Annotated in this window: 16 protein-coding genes; 6 read left to right on the top strand and 10 right to left on the bottom strand. The window is 47.3% G+C overall.

Annotated features, from left to right (window positions below; genetic code table 11):
* Positions 1–258: 258 nt before the first annotated feature.
* Positions 259–3897: an exo-rhamnogalacturonan lyase family protein gene (locus QEH59_RS10180; protein WP_308985264.1), complete on the bottom strand. Its 3639-nt coding sequence runs from the start codon at positions 3895–3897 to the stop codon at positions 259–261.
* 342 nt (positions 3898–4239) lie between these two features.
* Here QEH59_RS10180 and QEH59_RS10175 point away from each other — a divergent pair, with 342 nt between their 5' ends.
* Positions 4240–5259, top strand: a complete 1020-nt coding sequence (locus QEH59_RS10175) for a LacI family DNA-binding transcriptional regulator (protein ID WP_308985263.1) — start codon at positions 4240–4242, stop codon at positions 5257–5259.
* Positions 5260–5794: 535 nt separating this feature from the next.
* Positions 5795–6682, top strand: a complete 888-nt coding sequence (locus QEH59_RS10170; protein WP_308985262.1) for a helix-turn-helix domain-containing protein — start codon at positions 5795–5797, stop codon at positions 6680–6682.
* 220 nt (positions 6683–6902) lie between these two features.
* Here the strand turns inward: QEH59_RS10170 and QEH59_RS10165 are convergent, their stop codons facing one another.
* A complete protein-coding gene (locus QEH59_RS10165; protein WP_308985261.1) occupies positions 6903–7940 on the bottom strand; it encodes a LacI family DNA-binding transcriptional regulator in 1038 nt (345 codons plus the stop codon).
* A gap of 171 nt (positions 7941–8111) precedes the next feature.
* Here QEH59_RS10165 and QEH59_RS10160 point away from each other — a divergent pair, with 171 nt between their 5' ends.
* From QEH59_RS10160 to QEH59_RS10145, 4 genes are all read left to right on the top strand, one after another.
* Complete coding sequence (locus tag QEH59_RS10160) at positions 8112–9434, top strand: endo-1,4-beta-xylanase (RefSeq protein ID WP_308985260.1); 1323 nt, start codon at positions 8112–8114, stop codon at positions 9432–9434.
* A 36-nt stretch (positions 9435–9470) separates the two neighbouring features.
* Positions 9471–10523, top strand: coding sequence for an SGNH/GDSL hydrolase family protein (locus tag QEH59_RS10155; protein ID WP_308985259.1), 1053 nt, complete (start codon positions 9471–9473; stop codon positions 10521–10523).
* 240 nt (positions 10524–10763) lie between these two features.
* The gene (locus tag QEH59_RS10150) at positions 10764–11966 is read left to right on the top strand and encodes a Gfo/Idh/MocA family protein (protein ID WP_308985258.1); all 1203 of its coding nucleotides are present in this window, start codon (positions 10764–10766) and stop codon (positions 11964–11966) included.
* A gap of 56 nt (positions 11967–12022) precedes the next feature.
* The gene (locus QEH59_RS10145) at positions 12023–13054 is read left to right on the top strand and encodes an ROK family protein (protein ID WP_308985257.1); all 1032 of its coding nucleotides are present in this window, start codon (positions 12023–12025) and stop codon (positions 13052–13054) included.
* Positions 13055–13072: 18 nt separating this feature from the next.
* Here the strand turns inward: QEH59_RS10145 and QEH59_RS10140 are convergent, their stop codons facing one another.
* From QEH59_RS10140 to QEH59_RS10105, 8 genes are all read right to left on the bottom strand, one after another.
* Entirely contained in the window at positions 13073–13738 is a 666-nt protein-coding gene (locus tag QEH59_RS10140; RefSeq protein WP_308985256.1) for a type II secretion system protein, read from the bottom strand.
* Between the two features lie 53 nt (positions 13739–13791).
* A complete protein-coding gene (locus tag QEH59_RS10135) occupies positions 13792–15042 on the bottom strand; it encodes a hypothetical protein (RefSeq protein WP_308985255.1) in 1251 nt (416 codons plus the stop codon).
* 3 nt (positions 15043–15045) lie between these two features.
* The gene (locus QEH59_RS10130) at positions 15046–16362 is read right to left on the bottom strand and encodes an FAD-dependent oxidoreductase (RefSeq protein ID WP_308985254.1); all 1317 of its coding nucleotides are present in this window, start codon (positions 16360–16362) and stop codon (positions 15046–15048) included.
* 73 nt (positions 16363–16435) lie between these two features.
* Entirely contained in the window at positions 16436–19798 is a 3363-nt protein-coding gene (locus QEH59_RS10125; protein ID WP_308985253.1) for a DUF4838 domain-containing protein, read from the bottom strand.
* Between the two features lie 250 nt (positions 19799–20048).
* A complete protein-coding gene (locus QEH59_RS10120; RefSeq protein ID WP_308985252.1) occupies positions 20049–20888 on the bottom strand; it encodes a LamG-like jellyroll fold domain-containing protein in 840 nt (279 codons plus the stop codon).
* A gap of 137 nt (positions 20889–21025) precedes the next feature.
* Complete coding sequence (locus tag QEH59_RS10115) at positions 21026–22297, bottom strand: pectate lyase (protein WP_308985251.1); 1272 nt, start codon at positions 22295–22297, stop codon at positions 21026–21028.
* Positions 22294–23553 (bottom strand): LacI family DNA-binding transcriptional regulator, encoded by a 1260-nt coding sequence (locus QEH59_RS10110; protein WP_308985250.1) that lies wholly within the window; start codon positions 23551–23553, stop codon positions 22294–22296. Before QEH59_RS10110 ends, QEH59_RS10115 begins: the two co-directional genes overlap by 4 nt.
* 48 nt (positions 23554–23601) lie before the next feature.
* Complete coding sequence (locus tag QEH59_RS10105) at positions 23602–26112, bottom strand: DUF4838 domain-containing protein (RefSeq protein WP_308985249.1); 2511 nt, start codon at positions 26110–26112, stop codon at positions 23602–23604.
* Between the last annotated feature and the right edge of the window lie 9 nt (positions 26113–26121).

The raw sequence follows: 26121 nt of genomic DNA, 5'->3' as shown, positions 1-26121 counted from the left end.
TTTTTGTCGCTAGTCTTTTGAAGTTCAAGTAAACGGAGTGGAATTTTGAGATTTGTAAACTCAATGCCTAAACTTATAAGGTATATAATACTATAGTCTGAATGAAACATCTTCCTCTCATTTGCATAATAACAATACTATTTTGCAAATGAGATTCGTCTCTAAAAAAGATGAGCTCCCCCCTATTAGACTAACAGTGATATTACATTAACAGCCACTGATTCAGTCTAAAATAATTTATCCCCCAGCGGAGATAACCTACTCCACATCTGCGTCATCAAAGTCATCCTCATGCAACCAAGGCCATTGCCATGAAATGAATTCAATAATTGCAGGATAATCATTGTAATCCGTTTGCCATTCCAGACGCGCAGGCTTGTCACGGGTGCCAGACATTTCGACCTTTTGAATTTCATTTTCAATTTTAGGAGTCCACACCTCATTATTTCCTGTAGCCCAAGTAAAGTATGGTGCCCAATTCACCCAGAAAAATCCATGGGAAACGGATCCACGAATCATTCGCGTATCGCCGGTCCAATGTTCAGGATTTGCAGTGACGAACTGATACCCTTTAACCCAACCGTATTCTTCCATAAACGCTCGATAAACCTCTCGATAAGGTTCGGGGTCAACAGCATGCTTGGCCGCATAAGCCAAAAGCCCATAGCTAAAATCTCTATAAGCTAATTCACGATCCTCAACTAAAGAAGGTGCTTGGATTAAATCATATGCAGAGGCAATTAAGGATTCGTGCAATTCAGGATCTTGAGTCATGGCTTGATACTCGATCAGCGAGTGCATCGCTCCAAAGGTATGAAAAAAGATGCTACCATGATTCAAATACTCAGGTGGAGCAATCACTTCAGCTTCAGGAAATTTAACCGATGGTGCGTTATAAATACCATCTTCCCCCAAGAAAGTATGCACATATTTTTTCAGAACTTCCGCTTCAGCGGGGTCGCCGGTCAGCTCCCAGTGAAATAGCAAGCCACTCAGTCGCCCACTGTGGGCTTCAGCTCGATCAACGACTCCATGAGTGTACACATTCTGATACAAATTCTCAATCACATCCCGAGAACGTGGATCGCCACTGAGTAAATAATTGAGTCGATATTCAGTCGCCACCGTTTGCCTTTCCTGATGATTCCCGTCACTCCAAGGCTGCACCCCATGACGCGTCCCCGTCCCTAACCAACGACCTTCATGCCGAATAATGACATCACGCGCATAGCGTGCCATCGCCTCGGCAGCAAAGTACATGGCACGGTTTCCATGACGCAGATACTCGTAATGCAAAAATAATCCCGGCAAACCTTCGGTATTAGTCCAGCCATACGCGCCATTATCGTAATTCCAATCATTGGGGGAGCGATAGGCTAACTTGCGATGATTGCGCACCTCAGCATTGTCTTCTCGTGATTTATCTAGCAGCGATGCAAGAATATCGCCTGAATACATCCATCCATAACCGTGGGCAAAGCGATGCCGAACATCGCCATAGTTCCAAAAACTATACCACGCATGTAACTTCTGGTGAAACAGATAGAAGGTCGCTAGATTCGTCCAAGCTTGCCAAGAATGTGGAGCCTCCTCCTGAGCAGCCGACGGCAAGACGACTTGAGCCTCATCCCCATAATACTGCCAGCCCGCATACAGCAGCGGAGGGCTTTGAAAGTCCGCAGCGATACCTGCTGCCGACATGACATCCTCACACGCTTGTTCGCCGGTATCAAAGGCCAATAAAATATCATGGCTACGAGCGATTCCATAAACTGGATCGGTCTCATAGAAGACACCGCGAACCCAATCGTCGTTAGTCGCTGGAGCCGATTCCAATTGCCCTCGATGGCTCAGGTTCGAATAGCGACGCATGTCCAACAGTGGTGCCAGCTCAGGCCACAATTCGATTTTTAGTCGATTATCGGCCACATCCAATGTAAGCGCCTTCGCCCCCTGCTCTCGAAAATTTCGAATCGAAGCGACCAGTCCACTCTCTTTACCACGAATTTGCAAATATCCAGGCTGATCAGAGGGCTCCGAAAAAACACTATGATCTATTCTTTTTTCGCGATGATAAGTTGCCAACTGCAAGAGCTGGATCTGCTCTGTAGCCTCCGTCTGAACCATCGTTGAGGCCAATGGCAAATCGATACCCAAACCAGTCAAAAAGGTATTGCGTGGATCCTTGAAGCGAAACAAAGCAGTATGCGACAATTGAATTTCGGACACTCCAGCCATCAAAGTGAAACGTAAAGTTATTCTCATCGGTTCACGATTCGTCGTTAAGCCCTCTAGCTTCACCACAGCACGCAATGGCCCCGCTTCCTCAAGCTCGATATGCTCCACAACCAGTACCCCTTGATCAATCGTAGCTCCCTTCGGCGTTGAGGAAAAAGGGAAAATAACGTCTGTATCGACGACGAAATCACTGTAGGCGACTGCTCTAGACTCAGACTGCGACGCATCAACAAGCGCCTCCCCTTGCCAACTGAGACCTCGCAACCAATCTTCTCCAGTCCCCAAAGTTAATTCTAAGTCTCCGTTGCGCACATGCACGACATCATTATTTAGCTCAGCAGTGAACGTCCCATGCTTTACTTTACTCACCTCCTGCGGCCGCTGCATCACTTGGATGGAAACCGGCAAATATTGTTGATTGCGCAAACTAATGCGCGGTGGCTCGCAATCATCCACAGCTTTCGAGGCGTCAAACGGAAAACTCAATAAGACCCACTTCAATGAACCATCCGGCCACCACGCGAGAGGGCTGGCTTGAATAGCAACAGGCTCTCCGCCAACAAGAACTCCGACCCTAGAAACATCCTTAAGTTTCCCCTGCGGAAAGGGATAGCCCGCGGTGATTGACTGGCTATCCGCAAGTGGCGCATCCAGCAACCACGGCGATTCCCCTAACACATCAGCAATACTAGGCTGTTCTGAAAAAGTGTCCTGATATTGACTGGTCAACTCTGCACGCCCAATCAATACACCATCTTCGGACGCATATCCTTTCAATACTAGTTTCTGAGTGGTAGATGGCCCCATTTGCAGCTCGTGTTCTGCTGGAATAATTTCATCCGACAAAAAGGATACCTGCACTTCGCCGCCCATGGCAGCATCCACTCGAATCGAACCACCACGCGACTGAACTAAATCTGGATAGGTCACACTAAGACCACCTTCATGGTCAAATACCTGCACAACGGGAGCCGCCACACGCCCCTCATGCATAATTAAGGGAGCGGTGTCATGACTTTCGGATTTCCAGAGTCGATAACCACTCTCACCCATTTGATCCAATGCAAAATAACGCCAAATATTCCGGTCCGGGATAGTAGGAACACTAGAGATGTTGCGCCTAGGCTCATACGTAAATTGATAGAAATAGCGAGATTCCCAAGGCAACGCGTAATCACTCAGATAAAAAATACGCTTACGCGGTTTCAAATTCAGCGGAAGCTGCCATGATAAAGTGCTCGGTAAATCCTCGATTACCCCGTAAGCAAAAAAAATAGATATTTCATCCCCTCCCGAATTTACAGAATACTCAATCGACATCGGCACGGGGTCCTGACCGAAAACACTTATAGCACCTTCAACATGAAGGCGACGCTCCCCAACTCTTTCCGTACGTGAAACTCGAAAAATACCTAGTCTACCATCCATCAGGCTAAACTCCAGTGGATTGGACAAATCGACTGAATCTATTAATAACTTATCCCCAACCTTCCAATGCACTAATTGCCCTGTACGTGGTTCAATTGAAAGAGTCCCGCGTTCTCCTTGATAAGACCAATTTTCAACATGCGTTTCTGCATTAACGCACAAAACACCACAAACCCACAATACAAATAGCACTCGACACAGCGGACAGAGACTAAGAAATGATTTAACCATAGTCCTACTCTATACTATTTCGGCAACACAATCTCCCTTCTATTTACATATTCATAATACCTAATTAACAAACATAGACTCAGCACATCTAGCAGCTATTATCTCAACAGAAAAAAACTACAGACCCCTTAAACCACAGCTACGGCAATCATGATTATCCTAGTTCTGCCTTCAACTCCGCTCTGTAGCGTTGCTTTTTCTAGATTTGTCCCACTTGATAAAAAATCACATCTCCCCATCCTAAAAGAGGCATTACCTCTATAAATAATTCTTATTATAACCTAGGCCCATTACAAAACTCATCCAATGGCTAACTCTCACAGCAATGCATCATCACACCCAATGAAAAAAGTATTCTCCCAATCGGAGCTAGCACGAAACTTAGGCCTATCCGACTGGACAGTTTCACGAGCACTCAACGGACATCCCGCCGTCAAGGAAAGCACTCGCCAACGAGTCATCGCAGCCACGCAAGAAATGAGTTTCCAGCCCGATCCATTTGCACGGGCACTACGAGGCAAGAAAACAGGAATGGTCGGCATCTCTGTCAATACGCTACGTAATTCCATCTTACTAGAAAAACTAGCTTCATTTAACGACTTCCTACATGAACATGGCTTACGCGGCATACTAATGTACAACGAGCGAATGGGAGCAACCGAATTACGAGGTCTTGCCGACTTTCGCAGCCTCCGGGTTGATGCCGTCGTACTAGTTCAATCGTATCTCTCACCTGATAAAGTCGAAAAGGCCCTATCCGGACTACCCTGTGTACATGTAGATCCGATAGAGTCACAACACGACCATACGGTTGAAATGAACCGGAATCACGGAATAAAATTACTCATCAATCATTTAGTCGGCCTAGGCCATCGAAATTTCGGTACGCTAGGCATCCACAAAAAGAACATGTGGCGCTGGCCAGGACTCTTTGAAGCACTCAAGAGTCATGGACTCATCCCATCCCGCCACCTCAAGCAATACCCCCCACTTGAGAGCCCCGCACAATCATATGAAATGGGCGCACTCTATGCCAAAATGGTAATTAATGATCCTAAAGCACCCACGGCACTGATTGCAATTAATGACAGCGTGGCACTTGCCACTGCTCAATATTTAATTAGCCATGGGTTCTCAGTCCCCCAGCGTTTTTCAGTTACAGGATTCGATCATTTAGAAATTGCCGATCACCTAAACCCAACGCTGACAACAGTCGATCACCAACCACAAAAACTAATGGAAGCAGTGGGAAGCATGTTACTTAAACAATTAGGAATTTGCAAAACAACAAAAATAAAGAAACGAGTGGTTGTCCCCCCAAAACTAATCATCGGAGAATCAACAGGACAGGCCCCACAGTAAAATGTGTAATTTCAATACGCGAAAATGACGCTAAACGATCCTGAGCACGTAAAAGCAAGTAGCTCAGCCATGCATATCATCGACAACCGGTAATCAACTTCCAGAGACATCCTTAAGACAGTTGATACGCGAGTTAAGCCCTCTTTGTCCGCAGCTGATTAGTGCAACAATTTACTTGCAATGATCAACGCACACCCCATAAATCACATACGTCTGTGATTTATAAAAAAATGACATCATCCACGCCCCCAACCTTATCACTTTCATTGAATCCCCTCACCTCTTGAAATTGAAGCTGAAAATTGCATTCACACTGACCAGTGCCCTAAAAAAACACTGCACAAACTCAAAGCAATCAATCACAGACACTCTAGCACCATGCTAAATCCACATACCTCATCAGCGAGTCACGAACGATCTACCTGAATCATAAATTAACAATTTAACCAAAAATCACATTCGTATGTGATTCGAAAAAGTCACACAAACCAACATTTCCAGACTTAACAACCTCAACCATAAATCTACATCAAAAATGGTATCCAAGCTCATAAGCGAACCTCAAATCGAACTTCTCGCAGCCAGTAAGCATGGAGTCAAAGTTTCCACCTTCGAAAAGGAACGAATCGATTCTCATTGGCACTACCATCACGAAGTCGAATTAGTTTGGATCGAACGTGGAGAAGGTATACTACATGCTGGAGACGGAGTGTTCCCCTACAAATCCAATCAATTAATTCTATTAGGGGCAAACATGCCACATGCTTTTGGTTCGAACAAAAATCAGCAACATGGCGCGAAATGGACAGTGCTCCACTTCCGACCATCTTCATGGGGTGATCATTTTTGGCAACTCCCCGAGAACAATCGCATCCAGCAATTACTAACAGAGGCCGTTTGCGGATATGCCTATACAGGAGAAACAAGTAATTCCTGCGCTGGTTTATTACAGCGTATAGAACATCGAAAATCAGGAGACATGCCTTTGGCGCGACTACTAGATTTACTTGAAATGCTCGCTAGAGATAAGAATGGGCATAAAATTAATGCACAACCGGCAAGTCATGTTAATGACGTAAAATTAAGCGATGCCCGTCTTAGGTTGGTACTTAAAAAGCTTGAAGAGGTCTCTCACGAACCCCAGATCACTCAAGCCGAAGTCGCACAGTGGATCAATATGTCTCCTCAGTCATTTTGCCGTTACTTCCAGCAGTTAACTGGACGAAAATTCCAACACCACTTAAATGAACTACGCATTTCTAATGCATGCGCGAACCTCTTGAGTACAGAAAAGTCGGTAGCCGAAATCGCTTATGCGTCAGGCTTTAATAACCTCTCAAACTTTAATCGACGCTTTAGAGATTTGACCGGACAAACACCACGAAACTACCGTAAAACACTGGGCGGGCTTGGCAGTAATTAGTGTCACTACAATGACATTTCGCGATCCCAGCATTAGCAACATCGGTAAGGTGAATAATTCCAGAAAAGTCTAGGTGAACAAAAGGTTCGAATAACCTCACCTCCTCCGGCCCATGGAACAAAACGCTGATGACTCTAGAGGACCACATCAATTCTAGCAGAAACTATTAGAGCAGTCCTATGAAATGCTCTATTTCTGATTCGAACGTGAGAACAATCAGCTAGATTAAGGTATCACCGTCTATCCAATCAGGATAAATCAGCAATTCACGCCGCCGCTCAACATTCCCGCGTTGTCCACGTAACACTAACCCATGCATAAGCTCAATTGCAGCCCGACCGACCTCGTCAAGATGCTGTGAAACTCCAGCGGCATTCACGTGCGGAGAAAAATCACGATTCAACAACACCACACCGACCTCATCTGGCACTCGGACTTCAGCTTCACTTAGCCAAGTGAGCACGCCGGAAGTCGCCGTCACAATCACTTGCGGGTGCTCTTGAAAATACCACTCTAAAAAACTCTCTTTATCCAGCACGGCTGGCATACACGGATTCACCATAGCCAAGCCTTTGCGATCTAAAGACAAATACCACTCTTTGGCTAGCGCTCCCAAGCTCTCAAACCTTAAACGCTCCTCTGCCTGTAAAGGCTGAACCAAGCCGACGCGGGAAATATGCATTTGTAACATTTTTTCACAAACCAAATTCATAGAAGCGAACGCATCCGTCCCCGCACGATGCCACGAAAAAGGCGAGAGCACGCGGCCCACCTCCACCACACTATACGAATCCCAATTAAGCAACGAAAGCTGCTTCGTCCCGTCTCGCTTAAACGGCAATACCAAGACCCCACTGACTCCCCGTCCCTGCAACACGCGGTCTGGATCTTTCCAAGTCATTAATTCTCTTCGCCACTTCACAATTGTTAAAGTGTAACCATACTGAGTTGCGGTCTCTTTCATGCCATCCAAGCAATCCTCCATCCATGAGGGTCGACGCCGCGACTGCCTAGTTAACCACTCATCATCCACGCACACGGCTAGGTTGGCCGCATTGCGTCGATTCCAACGACGTGTACTCAAGGCTGCCAGCACGGGATCGGCCCGATAGCCCACAACCTCAGCCGCAGCCTTCACTCGTTTACGCGTTTCGACTGCAATACGAACATCCCCCCGCAATGCCATACTCGCAGTCGCGCGACTCACACCAGCCTGTGCCGCAACCTCACGTAGCGTCGATATTTCTCCCTCACTCATATGCTACGACATTCCATATTCAAACATATACTCCAAGCTCATAGCCACGTATTGTTAGAAGTCTGTCAACATCAATTGAACAGGTTCAATTGCCGTGGGATTTACACAAACAAGACATACAACTAAACCACTACATTCCTAAATAAAAAATTAATTAACAACTCAATTCATATGAAAGAAATCAGCACAGTAAAATATAATGCAATGTGGAGTGCCCCTGAAATATCAGAACGGATTCAATCCGGAATCGAAAAGAACCGTAAGGCTTCATCTTCCATATTGGTACTAGATGCAGATGGCAAACCACTCCAAGGCGCCAAGGTGGAGTGCTTACAAACCAACTCCGTTTTTCACTTCGGAGCCAATATTTTCAAATTAGATGAATTCGAAACTGACGAGCTAAATGCCCGTTATGAAAAAGCATACTTAGAGCTTTTCAACGCGGCCACAGTCCCCTTCTACTGGAAAACACTTGAACTAGAGCGAGGCAAACCACGCTTCGACGCAGACAGCGTCCCAGTGTTACGACGCCCTCCACCAGACAAAGTCGTCTCCTACTGCGAGAAACATGGCCTACGCATGCATGGCCATTATCTAGTTTGGGATTTATACACATGGTCTGCCCCCGATTGGGTATCCAGTGATCCTGCCAAAGCCAAAGAGAATGCCCAACTCTTCCGGGAGCGTATTCTAGAAATAGGCAAACGCTATGGACATCGCATCCATCGTTGGGATGCCGTCAACGAAGCCTTTCGCACCCCAGAACGCATTGCATCTGGAAAAAGTTGCTCAATGCCCGAAGACTATGTAAGGCAATCATTCGAATGGGGCGCAGAAGCATTCCCTCCCTCAACTCGATTTGACATTAACGACGTCACTGCTATCTGGATCGACGAAGGCTTGGAAACCTATTCAACGATGGTCGAAAAACTCGTTGACGCGCAAGCGCCTATAGGTGGCGTCGGCATGCAATTCCACTTCTCAAATATTAGTGTGCCCAAAATATTAGACGGCACCTACGTGAGCCCTGAAATGCTATTCAAAGGACTGGACACGATGGGGCGTTTTAATTTGCCTATTCACGTGAGTGAAATAACGATGCCTGCCGTTGACAATAGTCCACAAGGTCAAGCGGTTCAGGCTGAGATTGCACGCAATTTTTATCGGCTATGGTTTAGTCATCCAGCAGTCGATGGCATAACTTGGTGGAATTTCACCGACGTTGGAGCAGTCAAGGGACAAGATCACCTACTATCTGGATTGCTCAACAGCGACCTAATGCCCAAGCTGGCCTACAATGCGCTAAAAGATCTAATTCACAACGAATGGAGGACCCATCACCAAGATGAAACGGATGAGAGTGGACAATTACAGTTCCGCGGATTTTCTGGTGACTATAAAATCACCGTCCAACATGGCGACAAACAAGTGATTCGTAATATAGCAGTCAATGCCAAGAACGAGGCCTCAACCGTCACAATTAAGCTAATCTAGACTCAATAAACGCAAAAGCGATCAAACAATTAAAAAATGAACAATAAAGAGTTAAAATGGTTTAACATAGCAGACTGGGGCGTTGAGGGCAAAGCATGGTCGGATACCGATGCGCCTTATGATCGCCTACCAGCACGAGCAAAGGACACAGTGACTCCCTTGGTTTGGGAGCACAGTCACTCTGCCACAGGTATGTGCGTTCACTTCAATACTGATTCGTCGAGCATCCATACTCGCTGGAGTTTGGCCTCCGACGAGTTAGGGGGCGAAAACTTCAGTGTGCGTGGCTATAGTGGCGTTGATTTATATGCCTATGACACAGCGAATTCCACTTGGCGTTGGGCCGGCACATCTCCAGTGCTCTCGATTAAAGATAGAAATCCTGAAGCCATGCTTTATGAAGGACTTCCTGCTGACATGCGTCGTTTTCGACTCTACCTTCCGTTACGTAATCCCATTCTTAAGTTAGAGATTGGGATCGATGCGGGCTCAAGCTTTGAGCCGGTCGCCCCGCGCACTGACAAGCCTATGGTCTATTACGGGAGTAGCATTGTACACGGAGCTTATGCAGCGCGCGCGGGACTGGGCTGCCCGCAAGTGCTTGCGCGAAAGCTTAACCTGCCACTAATTAACCTCGGCTTCTCGGGGTCAGCCAAGATGGAGTTTGATGTTGCTCATCTCATGAGCGAAATCGATGCTCGTATTTTCGTGGTCGATTCTTTGCCAAATATGGATACGAAAATGGTGGAATCTCAAGCTTATGAGTTTGTGCGAATTCTACGCGCAGCCCATCCAGACACTCCAATCGTCATGATTGAAGACGCCCCCAACGCACGTGCATGGCTTCGACCTGATTGGGTGCAAGACCAAGACGACAAGTGGCAAGCGTTTGCACACACCTATCGCAAGCTCTGTGGTGATGGTTTTTCAAAACTATTTTACATTAAAGGCTCTAATCTCTTCGGGACCGATTCTGAGGGGACTTTTGATGGCGTTCATCCAAATGACTTGGGATTTATGCGTATGGTTGATATTGTTGAAAAAGGAGTCCGTCAGGCTTTGCTCACTAGTAGTGAATCAGATTTCTAGAAATTACAAATTTCTATTATTAGGCACAGAGACGACTGGAGTTATCAGTCGTCTCTTTTTTCATTAGAATCACTCCAAAAATCACACTACGAAAAATAAGCTCATTCTCATCCTTGACTGTTAAGAACACTAGAAATTTAAATACAGTGATTCGACTCAGATAGGGCAGATGAAGTGACCCCGAGCATTCAATTTAATAGGACCAATCGCTCACAGCTAAAATCAATCAAAGATCATACAATGAGACACGCATCAAACAAGATACCTAAGATCGGCCTAGTGGGCGTCTCTGGATTTGCCCGCAATCACTTAAAGACGTTGCATGCACTGGCCGCCAATCAGGAAGTTCAAATCAGCTGTGCCACCATCATCAATCAATCTGAAGAGCCAGAAGCTTGCCAAGAACTCCAAAAAATCGGCTGCCGTATCTATGATGACTTCGATAAAATGGTAAAGGCCGAAGCCCATGCATTGGATCTATGTGTCATCCCGACTGGCATTGCTCTGCATTGCCGCATGACAATTGCAGCGCTGGAAGCCGGCTGGAATGTCCTCGTAGAAAAGCCAGTAGCTGGAACAATTGCTGAAGTCGACGAAATGATTGCCGCCCGGGACCAGGCAAAGCTCAGGGTCTTCGTCGGTTACCAGGACCTGTATCAGGATGCCACAAATGACATAAAAAACCGATTACTTGCCGGAGCGATTGGCACAGTTTCACACATCAAAGTAATGGCGTCTTGGCCACGTCCCATCTACTATTATCAAAGGAATAATTGGGCTGGAAAAATTCGAGATGGGGACCACTTTGTTTACGATTCTCCAGCCAACAATGCACTCGCGCACTTTTTGATGGCATCGCTCTATTTCAGTGGCAACAAATTACATTCGGCCGCAAATGTGGCTGAATTTGAAGCAAGTCTTTTCAGAGCTCAGTCAATTGAAACTTTCGATACCATCTCAGCAAAAATGAGAACGGATACTGGAGTCGAGATTCTCTATAATGTGACACATAGTGGCTCAACGTTGATTGAGCCAATAATCGAAATATCAGGCAGCACAGGCAGTGTCCATTGGGAATTTCGCAAACATTTTAGAATCTTCCCATCTGGAGAGCTGATCCCAACAGTCGATAGTATGGAAGCACGAAGCACAGAATTTCGTAAGATATTACATGCCATCCGAACAGGAGAAGCAGCAGGGGCCAGCTTAGAAGTCGCACGCACCCATACAGACTTCATCAATCAACTACATGCGCAGTGTGTCATAGAAGACATACCTTCGGATCTAATCGATTGCTCATACAACTCTGAAGATCACGCACACCGCTCGATTCAAGGCATTGAAAACTGCATAAAAAAGTCGTTTATTAGTAATCGACGATTAACAATAGAAGAAATTGAGAAAACAAACCATACAACCCCATCATCATTAACAGCACTTTGATTCATCGCCTCCTTTCTTTTTATTAGATGACCAGTCCCACTCAAATGTCTAACATCATGGCAGAAACCTCCAAAGCAAGAAACTCACTATCGCTAGAGCGCTTTGTCAGACTGGTATTATTGAACAAAGAGGTCACACGCTCAAAGATTGCAGAGCAAACCGGTTTCTCTCCCGCATCGATAACGCAGAAATCAAAATGGCTAGATAAACACGGTTTGATCCGCAAAGTCACGGTGCGTAAGAAGCATTCGAAGCGTCCCGTTGAAGCACTCTCCCTATCCTGCCTGCCATGGGTGACACTCGCCGTTCACATCAGAGCTTCTGACGTAACCGTTCAAGTCATCAATTCCACCTCAGAGCAGTTAGCCTTGTTCCACCAAAAGGTGTCCCGCCCCACCCAGCGCTCAGTATTCACGGCTATAGGCAAATCAGTGACGAAGGCTCAAGGGTGGATACAGTCAAAGGATCAGCGACTGACTGGCATCGGACTTGAGGTCGACGGCATCGTTTCCGACAACAATGCCGCATTAATTTATTCCCTAAACGGTATTGATGAATGGCTGCCTTGCTCTCCCAAGTTCATGCACCCACAACTAATCGACATAACCGTAATAGGCCAATGGACTCAAGTAGCCAGCAAGCTTCACGGCCTAGCCAAACAATTAGGGACAGACAACAACATCGCTTATGTCGAGAGATACAAACGCGATCTCCACCTAGCAGTAATGCATAATGGAATCATAAAACTTGGACGGATGGGAACATCAGGCCCCTTTCTGCATCAATCTGTCCGCAAATCTGGAGGACAGTGTTACTGTGGAAACACCAGCTGCCTAGATGCCCTACTAAGGGCAGGGAAAGCCAGCGATGAAATGTTATTTACAGCACTGGATGCTCAGATACACAAACATGGCATCAAAAATCTTGGACTAGAAAGAATCCACAAACAAAGTCATTTTACCTACGAAAATAAACAGCTGACTACACTTGTATTTCCTAAAGATGGAGAACAACTCAACCGCGATGGCTCTGCCCTATTAGTCACCGAAGCGATGCTACTGAATCATATGCATGACCTGAACTCCTAGTTCCGAACAGAACACAAACTATGGAGTCCAAATGTCTTTACTTCCCCCGACATTATATGAAGCGGATGTCAGTAGTGTTACATCGCCGAACAATTCAACATGCCCATCAGCAAAGATCAAATTGACAGAATCATTATGATAATTATTGCCGATTCGCCTTAAAAGAGCTGGTGTGACCGACTCTGTCGGTAAATTACCAGCTCTGATTCCTGCATCCATAGCGAATAGGCATTTGGCTGGATCTCGAACATTAACACTGTTCAACTGATGTAAATAGTCATTGATCGCATAGGAAATAAAGGTATCCGGAAGATCACTCTCAGCGAGGAAATCCCCAACCGAAGGGCAGACAAAACTAGTCTTCGACATAGCTGCCAGATATTTAGCTGAATCGCTCGGAAGCCCCTCGTATTGAAGAAAGGAACGTCTCCAATAGGTTAACGCATGATCCTTGGCATGAACTGGTGGATACTGACTTCTATTATCCAGCATGTATACGCCATTGGTCACATATAAAGAGCGTAGCGAGTTCGCACACTTCGCAAGATCCACTCGCTCACGAGCAGGGCCGATAACAGCAAGCAGAATGGCCGCAAGCACTGCGATCACCGCGATGACAACTAACAACTCGATTAGCGTGAATCCCCTACGACTATATTTTTTCCTGTCACACAATATCATCATAATCTATTCCTCTTAAGCATTTACTATACTTGGTTATCACCATCTTGTTATTTTTAGCTACAAGACTCATCCAAGAGTCGACGGCAGGCACGGATGTGATTCACCACGCACCAAAGGTCGCAACGTGCAATCAAAGTAGGATCATAGTTTAAATGGCGTCGATTGCTAGGAACTCCGGCAATCGTTCCATCCAAACTAGAATTCACCCCACGCAAGAGTGCTCCCGCCCACCCATCGTCTGCCGTCACTGGCAGTTGATGCACCATCGCTTCTATCAATAATTTTGAAGCAATATCCCGATAGACGCTCTGTCCCTTTAGCTTTGCCAGCCACAGCAGGCCTGCGCAAGAATCCTGCATGGTGGAATCGGCTTCGGTTTGATCCGTCGGCGAGGCCACATTGCCCCCACAGTAAGGCACAGTATGACGATAGTAAAAGACCCCAGCAAGATGATCGGCAAGTCGAACGGCGCAATTTAAGATACGATCATCTTTCGTGATAGTGAATGCCTCTTCAAGTGCATTCAGAATATAGGCATAAAAGTGGAATTTAATCGAATCATCCACCGCTGTCCCTGTCATCGGATCGTAGCATTGAAAAAACGATCCGTCTTCATTCTGCATCGCAAGCACTGTCGGCAAGGCACGCTCATAAGCCGATAGATACTTGGCGTCCCCCGTCACTTTCCAAAGCGTCGCAAAAGTCGCCAATGGATACATATAGCGGCTACCCATTCGGGGCTCAGGCATCCATCCGTCCTGCGGATTCCACGCAGCCGTCACTAGACCTGACTCTAACTGGCGATCTAGCATGGTGCGGCCAATCCAGTCACAGGCATCTAAATAACGTTGATTTCCGGTCGCCTCATACAAACGAAAAAAATGAGCCGGCATACGCATGGAATAGCCACCGGTATAGGTCCCTGCATCCGTCCAGTACCAAGCAAGACCATGCGCCTCCAGGCGCTCACCTCGGTATAAACCATGGACACTATCATCCAGAAGTGCATCCGCATAAGCACTAGCAGCATCTGTCCATGAAGTGTCTTCCAGCACAAACCCCAGATCCAACATCGCCGATATCAGTTCGCCTGTATTACTATTTGGATACAACCAAGTCACACGACCATCTTGATGATACACCGCATTACGGTGTAGTTTACCGGACGCCCCGGTTGTTTCCGAAGCGGCAGTCAGCCACATGCCCACACCATGCAAAGATGCCTTCAGGCGCTTGCGTCCGACGATATCGGAGAGACGATCAGCCGTCACTAGGCGCGAGAAATGATGTGAACTTGTATCCATAATTTAATCCAGTATGCCTCCAGTTGCGACCAAGCGTTCACGCACGTGCATGCTACTGACATCACATATTGCTAAATGCTCCTCAACAGCGATGGCCGCAGTCACGCCCGCCGCCTCGCCGATTGCCATAGCCGAAGGTGATACACGAAAGGAACTCATGGCCTCCTGAGTCGCTGAAATACTACGCCCCGCGACAATTAGATTGGAGGGACCAGAAGCTGGAATTAAACTTCTTAAAGGTATATCATAATGTTTCCCCTTAGGGATAGAAATCATAGTTGTCTTATCCGAATCTGCCTCATGAATATCAATCGCGTAGCAGCACTGAGCAATACCGTCTTCAAACTGGCGACAGCCCAAGACATCCTCTTGGTTCAAGCAATACAGTCCGTCAATCTGACGAGATTCACGCACACCAATCTGTCGTGCCAGTTCTAAAAGTTCAACATTCTCAAAGCCCGGAATATACTTACGAAAGAAATTCACACCTTCATCGACCTGCTGCTTTCCCATCAACTCCGCTTGTTTCATCTGCTCTGGATTTGTCGGATCCTCAACCACGACTCGACCGAAATTTACGGCAATATTCTCCGGTGTTTTTGGTATTGAGTAAGCAACGGCTATCCGCTCACGAGGAATCGTCAAATCGCCACACTCACGAGCTGCTCTCACCCACTCACGCAACTGAGTTTGTCCACCTAGGTAGAGATAATCGCCTCCATTGAGACGATCCTGTAAAACAACTTCGGGCAATTCCCGACGAACCTGATCGAGGTTCACTGGACCCACGACATAACAATATGTAAGCGGCATCAAACGACGACTATCGCTTCTCCGAGCAAGAAAAGGAACTCCTGCTGCGGCTGCAATCACTGCGTCCCCAGACGCATCCACTACAGCATCTGCCTCAATCAACTCCCCTTGCTCGAGTTCCAATAAGGTCGACTCCCCCTCAATAAAGGTGCTTTTTTTAACATGTGCTCCCGTAAAGACCGCAACCCCAGCCTCCTCACACAGCTCTTTCACCACATCCAAGAAGACATGATGGTTATAAGGTTCTAGGCCATCCGTTAAAAACAATGCACCACGTTGAATCAAAGCATTGCGAATTTCCGCAAAGATGCCCCCGATAATAAACTGTGAGCCATCATGGTGAGCTTTGCAGAAGTTATTAACTAAAGCCAGCGTCCCCATACCTCCCAAAATTTCACCGCGTTCCAACAGTGCAGTGGATCGGCCCATTCGAGCCGCAGCAATAGATGCAGTAATCCCAGCAGGGCCACCGCCGACGACGACAATATCAAAGTGTCTTTTTTTCATTCTATATATTTTAAAAGTGCAGAGAAAATCAGACTTCACAATTGAACCAAAGCAGTCTCAGTAGTTTCCTAACTTACAAGCTTGGTTCATCTAAGATTCGCGGAGTGGTTCGACCGGTCCGGAATTCGAAACCGTATCCAAGACTGGACGTGTATAGATCAAACAAAGCCACATCTCGCTCGACGCGTTCAATAACTGGTCTCAAGCCACTTCCGCGAGCAGCACTACGCCCATAAGCAAGTAGCTCAGCCATGCCATACAAGCGCTGTTTGGCTTCCGCCTGTTCCAAGCCTCGAAGATCGAACATGGCACTCGCGTGTTTACTAATAGTTGGCAACCAGTTCCAAGTCATATCATAAGGCCCAGTATGGACACGCCCACCCAAGCTTTTATCGATCTGGCTCTCTTCAATCACCTCTTCAGGTCGTCCTGATTGATACAGATAACGATTCAAACGATCGTAGTATTCAGTCATCCAAGGCGATGCTGGACCATAATAGACGTCGCAGGCACTTTTGATAACATCTCGAATCGGCAGATCAGGCTCCCACATCAGTCGTCCTAAGCCATAGTGCACTAACCAACTGGCATCCCAATAGGTTTCATAAGCTTGAGGATCGAGCACAAAGGGAGGATACGATTTCTCAGGGTCGGAATTCCCACCGACGGGTCCATCGGGAATCGTTTCTGGAGCAATCCCTCTGAGTCCCAACTCACGATAATAGCTCAAGTCTTGCTGAACAACATAGAGCGAAACAGGCAGAACGGTACGGCCCGCACGACTGAACATGACATAGTAATCACGCACCAAGATATTATCGGTCAACTCTGCCCATCCTTTTAACCATGCATTAAACTGTTGATTACGAGCACTAGAGGTACTGTTCATCGCTTGATTCATACTCTTATACAGCGGTGAAAACTGAACCAACAGCTTTGGGTCCGGCTTCACATACGGAGCTGGTAGTGTCTCGTGATAAGCGTAAATCGTGGTAGCGACATCTGGATATGCCTGAGAAAACTTCTGAGTGATCGCATTCGCAAATTTCACATAGCGCGTCGAGTAACTGCGGATATTTCGCATATTGGATTGCAACAGGTCTCTCGGATCATCCATCGCGAGTTCATCCGCACCCTCGCCCCAACCAGAGGAACCATCACTGCCAGTATCATTTGTGCCTAAGCTCACAACATTCAATAATGGATTCTCAATCATGTATTGCGTGAATGCATCGACCACCACATCGACAACTTCAGGATTCGCCATATTGACCTGTGCGCCCTTATAGCCACCTTTCCGTTTTCCATTTATCATCGGAAAATATTCTGGATGACTCTCAAAATAAGTCTCTGTCGGGACTAATTCATGCAGCGTGTGGCCGAAAAAGTTATGCACCATGTCGCGCTCAACATTGAGCGGTCCCGCAACGCGAAAGCGCTCACCAATGATGCTACCTCCCACCAAGTTATATCCATTACGCACCAACCAATTCCAATACGTAGGATATTCTCGACTAGCATCATACTGAGTCAAAGCCTGCCCTCTCAAATCAAACGCAGGGCGCTTAAGGACGGGGCCTTTCAACGCGAGGTAAGCCTGATTTACGGGAACCAATGGCTGATCTGCCTGAGGCCGCACCCATTCAAAACCAGTTCCAAGACGAACCACTTCAAACATCGCACTGATTAAACCGTATGGATTATTCGCAACTGCCGTCAGCCCCTCAGCATCAGGAATAATGACAAAACCATCCTTACCGATTTGCTTACGAGTCACGCCATGCTCACTCAGTAACTGCTCGGCATGACTATCATCTGACAAACGAAAGCACAAGCGCCATGGTTCACGTGAAGCCTCGACTCCGGTCTCACGACGCCCCGTCAGCCGATGCTCAAGTTCTACCCATTGATCGCGAATATAGTCGGCTGATGGACCATCGAAATCCACATTCAACGTTGGCACAAATCGTCCCTGCTGAATCAGCCACAGCACGGCGGATTCCCCAGTGCTAGACGATTCCATTTTTTCAATCGCAATCCCAGCGCAGCTGCCCCAACGCGCCCGCGATTCTGGAGGACGGCGAAAACTAACCAACACATATCCTTGAGTCACATTGAACGGCGTATCTTTAACCATCACGCTCCCCGTGCTAAGCCCTTCACTGCCGTTGAACAGGCTAAGCGTATTGATCGCTTCGTCATCGAGCACGTCCACCCCATTCACCTCTTTAAATGTATCCCCCACATGAGCCAGCAACGCGGTCGAACCTGCTGGGTCGCCCGCAGCCACGCCAACTCGATACCAACCATTAGGTAAATCAATGCGCACCGTGTATGCCGCTCGATCTAACGCTGGCTTCCCATAGTGACGAGCATCGACCGCTACCGCTTGACGCTGCTCATGATTCTTACGAATACGGAACATGACCTGCCCGTTTTCGGATACATCCGTATCATTAGAAAAAACAAACCCTGCCCCCGTCGCTGCAGTATAAGGCTTTGAGATATCAAAGAGGCTAGCTCCAGGGCTCTGGATCAAAGATGTATTTTCATTCGAGAACACATACAATTGGTCCCAGTTGATTCCTGCCTGCTCAGAGGAAGACAATTGAATATCCTGCGCGGACGTCTCGAGACTCTCGGGAGTCAGCCTGACTTCCGTCTCATTACTAACTGAAGCGGAAGCCGAACCAATGAACTTTAACTCGTTCACACTTAAAGCTGCGTCATAGATACGAAAATCACTCAACGAGGCCTTCGGGCTACGATTTCGCTCGCTAGCCGCAGTTCCCAATAAACGAAACTCGCCACTATTGACATTTATATCCCCCAGTCCGGACACTCGGCCGCGCGATGGTAAGATACGTAGAGAATCATCTCCATCTCCGACATAGAAAGTGACAGTACGTCCATGACGAACAATCCCAACGAAGGTCCAGTCACTCGCGTCGAAACTGCCAGTGTGAATACTCGAGCCCGGCTGGTCACCATTACGAAACTCAAAACGAAATTTCAATGAATCGTGCAACGAGCCTTCATCGGCCATTAGATCGATAAACCCGGTTGTTTTATCCTCGTCGAAGCTCTTTGCCCGAGTGCTAAAGATACGATCATTATAACGAATCTGATCAGCCTTAACCCAGAATGTCACACTAAAGTCTACCAAGCCCTCCAACTTATCAATCGTCCCCCCGCTAATATAGCCCTCACCATCACCTACAGAATACACATACTCGGCTCCGGTTGGACTATTTGAGATCCAGTTTGAGCCCCGACCGAACAGTTTACCAGGTGCGGCAGGCGAGATTCCAGTATCTCTGACTGAAGTGCCACTGCCCTCATCTAGAGGGTAATGCAACAACAGCTCAGCTTGAGCTGAAGCAATCTGAGCAATCAACGCTCCAAGTATAAATAATAACCTAAACAAAATATTCATTTCTATAAAAACGGACTCGTTGCAGCGGACGACAGCTCCGCCCTTAAAGCAAATATTTGCTTCACAAGATTAATTACTAAAAATGCCGTCAGAAGGCAGCTCTGTTGGCATTTGAAAGAGTAATAGTGATACTGATAGTACCTTTAGCCGGATTCCCAAGAGGCCTTCGAACCCCCCAACAAAAGAGCCCTAGAACATCCCAGACAAGCAGACTTCTACTCGCGCCCACTTAACAGCAGGCACTTTACATTTACTTAGCGCCACGCCTGCGCAAGCCTACAGCGATGATACCAATCACCGACAACATCATAGTTGTTGAAGGCTCTGGAATCGCCGATTGTCGAACCCCATCGATGGCACTCAAACTAAGCGCTTCGTTGTAGAACCTAAAGTCACTAATAGCACCAAGAGGCGAGCGATCTGAGCCCGATGCCGCGGTCCCTGCAATCTCAAAATTCCCAGCAGACTGCCCGACAGTACCTTCATATAGACCGCTCTCAGTTGACAACTGAGCCGACCCCAGCAGCACACTACCAGTATTGAACGTAACAGTATCCCCATCTCTCACAACACTCAAAAACGTCCATTCAGTGGCATCAAACGCAACACTATTGATAGTAGCAGAACCGCCAGTTCCCTTCAATTGAAGACTTAGGTTAAGTGCCGACGCCGTGGAACCACTCACTGCAAGTAGATCGATAAAGCCAGTTCCAGCAGTCCCACGAGTGCTAAAGATTCGATCATTATACTGAACATCACTTAACTTAAGCCACATTGTAAAAGTAAAATCACCAACTCCAGATAGATCAGACAGCACGCCAGCCTGAACATAACTATCCGGAGTGGTCATTGAATAAGAAGAACCGCTCCCCGACGGGGAGTCAGCGACCCAATATCCGTCGCCAGCCGCGCCGACCAAAGAAGTGCTCCCATGATACAGTGCCCCATTCGCCCCTGTCGCCGTCCCCAAATTGGCAGCAGTCGAACCAGCCCCTTCATCCAATGCATAATGAAGCACAGGATCTGCAGCCTGAGCCGAGAGCAGGAAGCCAGCAATATTAAGTGTCAGAATCGTGTATATTTTTTTCATAGTAACAGCAGGTTTAATCAATAGTTCCTTTTAAATTTACAATAGTAAATTTAATATTGTCAAGTAACTTTCCAATTCTTAAAAAAAATAAATTCACACACTAAAAAAATCTAGCCTCTAGAATGCTCCGCGCCCCCTCAGGCTTCAGAGATGCAATCCTTACCAATCAGCTGCAACAGTCGTTCTGATGCAAAAACATGGTTGGCGACGAACCAAATATCACATCGCGCGACAACCGTAGGATCAAAGTGTAAATGCTTTCTATTTGAGGGAACCCCCGCCAAGGTCTCTGTGTATGACGGAGTCACTCCCCGCATGATAGCACCGGCCCATCCTGCTTCATTATCCTGAGGAATCTGATGCATCCACAATTCCATCCACAACTTCAAAGCCACGTCACGATAGACAGAAGTGCCCGTGACTTCGAACAACCAAAGGAGCCCATTGCAGGAATCCTGAATAGAACCATCCGCCTCCATCTGGTCTGGTGCTTCCAGGCCAGTACCACCACAATATGGGACTGTATGACGATAGTAGAAAGTGCCACAAAGGTGATCAGCGAGACGTGCTCCACAATCAACCAATCGTGTATCCCCCATTGCCTCGTAAGCGCACTGCAAAATATTCAGCAGATAGGCAACAAAGTGAAATTTAATAGAAGTATCCAGGGCCTCCCCCGTCCGAGGATCGTACTGCTGATAAAAAGATCCATCCTCATTTTGCATTCTCAATAGAGCCGCCACCGATTTATCATAGCCAACTCGATACTTCTCCTTACCCGTCATCTGCCACAGTTTCGCAAAGGTAGCAACCGAGTACATGACCCGCGCGCCAACACGTACTTCATGCATCCACCCAGTCTTCGGATCCCATGCTGCACTCACAATTCCACTATCCAACATACGATTCAGGAGCGTCTCTCCTATCCCATCGGAAACCGAAAGGTAGCGATCACAACCAGTCGCCTGATAGAGCTGGCTTAGATAAATAGGTATCCGCATCGCATATATGGAACTATAAGTTCCCCCATCAGTCCAATACCACGGAAGCCCAAACGCCTCAGGCGCTGCGGGGTCATTCCATAAGCCTCGAACTGTATCATCGAGCATGGTATCCGCATACAACTTCGCCTGATCCACTTTCGTCGGATCCCCCAACAACTCTCCAAGTTTCAACCATGCCGAGATCGACTCTGCCGTATTACTATTGGGATACAACCAAGTCACTCGACCATCTTCATGATACAAAGCATTACGGCAGCATTTCCCCACGACCCCAGCGCCATCAACCGCAGCATCTAGCCAAGCAGAGGCTCCGCGTAACGAATCCAAAACCATGTCCCTCTTTACGAGTTTCAAGACCTTGCTCGAAGTATCGAGTTTGCTAAAACGTTGATTCACTTCTCTCATAAATTTAAATCTTCATACTGATATGAATCCATCGTCTCCCAGACCACGCGATTTCCATCAATCATTTGCAGGTCGGGATTTCCACTGAGAGAACGAACTCTTTCGGCACAACTCGCAGACAGATTAATCAAAATTTCACTTGGAAGCTTGGACATGGAAGAGACTTCGCGCTCCCCTGCTCCATCAATCATCGAAACCAAATGACCTGTAGCTTTCTTTACCATTTCCAACAACGGCACACTTACTGTCATCAGCGGCACGGTGGCATAGGATCCAGCAACGGTATTATCATGTCCACTAATCCGAACCTGCCCGGGGACTCGGACATCGGATCGCAAAAATGCCGCAAGTGCGCCAATAGCCGTATCATCATTGGCACAGATCAATGAATCAGGAATCGCATCAGAGCGGATCAACTCAGTTGCCGTATAAAAACCATTATCATATGCATTATTAATCATGGGAAGTCGTTCGGGATGAATAATCTTCCCCGCGATTTTAGACGGCCCTTGATTCTGAGGATTTAAGCAGTTCGGAAGTTCCAATAACTCACGCACAACATCATCCGCAAAGACGCCTCCACCTGCCTCTGAGATTGCCCGCGAGAAGCCCTTCGCGCGATCAATCGCAGTGAAAGCCGGACGGCCTAAGTGCCCCTTATCTCGAAAGCTTAAAAGTAAATTCAAGCGTCGTGCCCCGAAGGCCAAATGCAAACGAGTCAATGCATAATAGGCCGATTCAATATCACTTCGTACATTCGGAATCGAATCAATCGAACTCTGAAGCGAAACTGCTGGTAGAGATGTAGGCAATAATTCATAGAGAGAACGAGCTTCCTCTGGTTGCACAATATTACAGAAAACAACCCCCTCCACACCGTGATCTAATAAATAAGCCTTAACTAATCCATGATCTCCACCAAACCATTCGGGATCTGCTAAAATCAAACGATACCCCGATCGAGTAAGTTCATTTGAAAGCAACGACAACAGCTGATGATGATCCGTATAGACCCCCAAGCGAACAACTACACCCACAATTCGACTCCGCCCTCCTCGCATCATCTGAGCAAACCGCTGAGGATGGTAGCCAACCTCAGCGGCATATTTCCGCACACGCTCAACAGTCTCCTCTAAAAGTCGACCTTCATATTTCGAACTCAAGGCCATCGCTACCGTCGTTTGCGAGAGCTGAAGAGCATCTGCGATATCCTTTTGAGTTGGACTGCTAGACGCGCCAGATTTTTTTTTATTCAATTTCGCCATTGTCTAATTTTGCTGAATTACAAACGAAGTCACACAACTTCACTCCGCCGCCGCGCGATCAAGAGGCCCCATCCGCAGCGGCACGCGATTACCGCCCTGAAAATGGATAAAAGCATCCTCAAAATTTCCACTCGTCGGTCCTCTTAAATTGATGTTGTAACTCGCCATGCTCTCATGAAGCGGAAGATCAAGAATCAAAGGTTCATCTCCCGAAGCCTCACCCTCTTCCGCAAGCAGAACTCCTGCTTCATTAATAATACTGACGCCCACTCGCTCTCCGCCTCCTTGCCCTCCAACGGCAATCTGTGAACTTGCTCCAGCAGGAAGCGAGAAATTCATGTCTCCGGAAAAACGAACCATGGCGATGGCTTGAAAATCAGCCGACGGCAACAGATAGAATTCACGCGAAGAACTCGCCTGAATTTGTATTAATGTTCGTTCAAAAACCAACAAATACTCCCCAGCCTGAGTGCTATTTAACATGATCGCTTCATTAAGTGATTTAACTCTTCCGCTAGCGACGACCTCCCCTGTCGGGTCTAAAACCATATAACGAGGTAACCAGGAGAAGCCAAAGAGCCTCATAGAAACCGAAACGCTCACCTGCTCATTTCGCTCCATCGGAAACAATAAGGCAGCCCCAAAGCGCAAGCGAGGGCTACGCGTCATCCGATCTTGAATCGGTAAATTTGACCACGCGTCTGGCTTCGCCGACGCAATCGATGCTTGCGCAAGCTGCCTCAACTCTGCCCGAGTCACAGCTTGACCAACACAAGTATCCAGCAAGACCGCTCGCTCAGCTTCATCTGGATGTTTGAGCGTCGGAAATGTGTATCGAATACCTCCATTGCGAGGACGAAAGGCCATCGCACGAGTCGCCACCATTTGTTGAGGAGAAATCCGAAAAGTCCAACGATATAGATCCATCAAGTATTGTTGCTTATCATCCTCTCGAGCTTTCTGTAACTCACTCATCAATTCTACATAACGCACATAGGCAATCAAATCATCAATACGAGCCTGCACATCCTCTCGGCCTACGGCACGCTCCCCCGCTTCCAGTAGAATCGCATAGTAATCCTGCACCGGTGTTTGCTGTGCCAAGACAGACTTCTCACCGTTCAATTTATCATAAAAGGATGCCATCACCTCGGCCGCGGGACCAAAACTTTTCTCAAGGAAGTCAGCTACCAATTCACTCACCTCAGCATCGGGCGACCACAATAATCGCGATGTCACATAAACGCCAAGTCCATACGCCCCCCAGTTACTCTCCACTTCTGAAGTATAAAAACGAGCCCCGAGGTCATAATACATTTGAAGCGAATCCTCTTGATATGCCAAATTCCCTCCCTCAGCAAATCCTGGCATCCCCAGATCCCACCCCCAAAAAGAGGCATAGTCTCGAATGCCGACCCACTCTAAGCCCTGAGCTCTCCAAGCTGAAATTGATTCGACGAGATCACGTCCAGGCGACAGGAATCGTGTCGCAAAGCTGACAATCAAATTTGGCTCCACTTCAATTGTAGGCGGACTCTGATGCTGATAATACGCATACATCCCCACAAACTTCCCTTCCGGAGCCGCCACCTCACGCGCGACCAAATTAGCCAGGCTGACGGCTTGATTCGTTGGCGACCCCAATTCCTCAAACGACTCACCACTATTATCCCAGCCGCCAAAATCACTCGGATCCATACTCACGGAATCTGACAACTCCAGCGCCTCGAGTCGAGCACGAGCATCATCTAAGACAATTTGCTGCAAATCCGGATTCGAAACATTAAACTTCTTATACTTGGCATCCGGAGTTCTTTCTCCATCTACCATAGCAAAATACTCAGGATGCCCATCAAATGCCTCTCGGTTCCTCAAAAAAATCCCATCGTAGGAGTGCTTGGTCTTCAGCCCAAAGCCCGACCCCAATCGATTCCAATCCCGCCATTCCAAAAATAATTCTTTCTCGCCCGGCAAGAAGTTCACGTCGAAAATATCACGAACGACATAGGCAGGAGATTCGACCACATTTACTTTCACCCGAAGATCTTTGAACGCAGGAAACACTTCCCAATTGGAAGTCGGAAAGAAGCGCCGATAGCCCCATCGATTCACCAAATCCACCACACCATGACGAACCGCCATGCCAGTGGCTCCAATTACATAGACACAGTCTGCAGTCGAATAGAGCAGGTAGTCCTCGCGACCAAACGCATCGTCCTCCGACAAAGAAGCCATTTCAGCTAGCTGTGGAGCATCCGCTGGCAAGCCTAAGTAAATACCCCGCTCCACATCCTCTCCCGCCTCAACTACTTGTCCCGTGGCTCCTTCCAAAACATAAGAAAGCATCTGCAAGACCTGCTCCCCCTCTGGAACGGCCTGCAGCGCTGCCCCCAGCTTAACGCCCGAGCTAGCATCCCAGACAAACTCCTGCACCGCCAACCGCTTGACCGAAGCCGCCATCGAATGCGACCAAAGCGAACTAGTCAAAACTAGTCCGACAGACAATAAACGGGGTAATTTGACCAATATAGCAGCAATAGGTATAAGCATAAATTAATA

This window comes from Thalassobacterium sedimentorum (assembly GCF_031127905.1).
In the GTDB taxonomy this organism is placed as follows: Bacteria; Verrucomicrobiota; Verrucomicrobiia; order Opitutales; family Coraliomargaritaceae; genus Thalassobacterium; species Thalassobacterium sedimentorum.
Note: the sequence above shows the minus strand (reverse complement) of the source record. Positions and strands in the feature narration are given on the sequence as shown.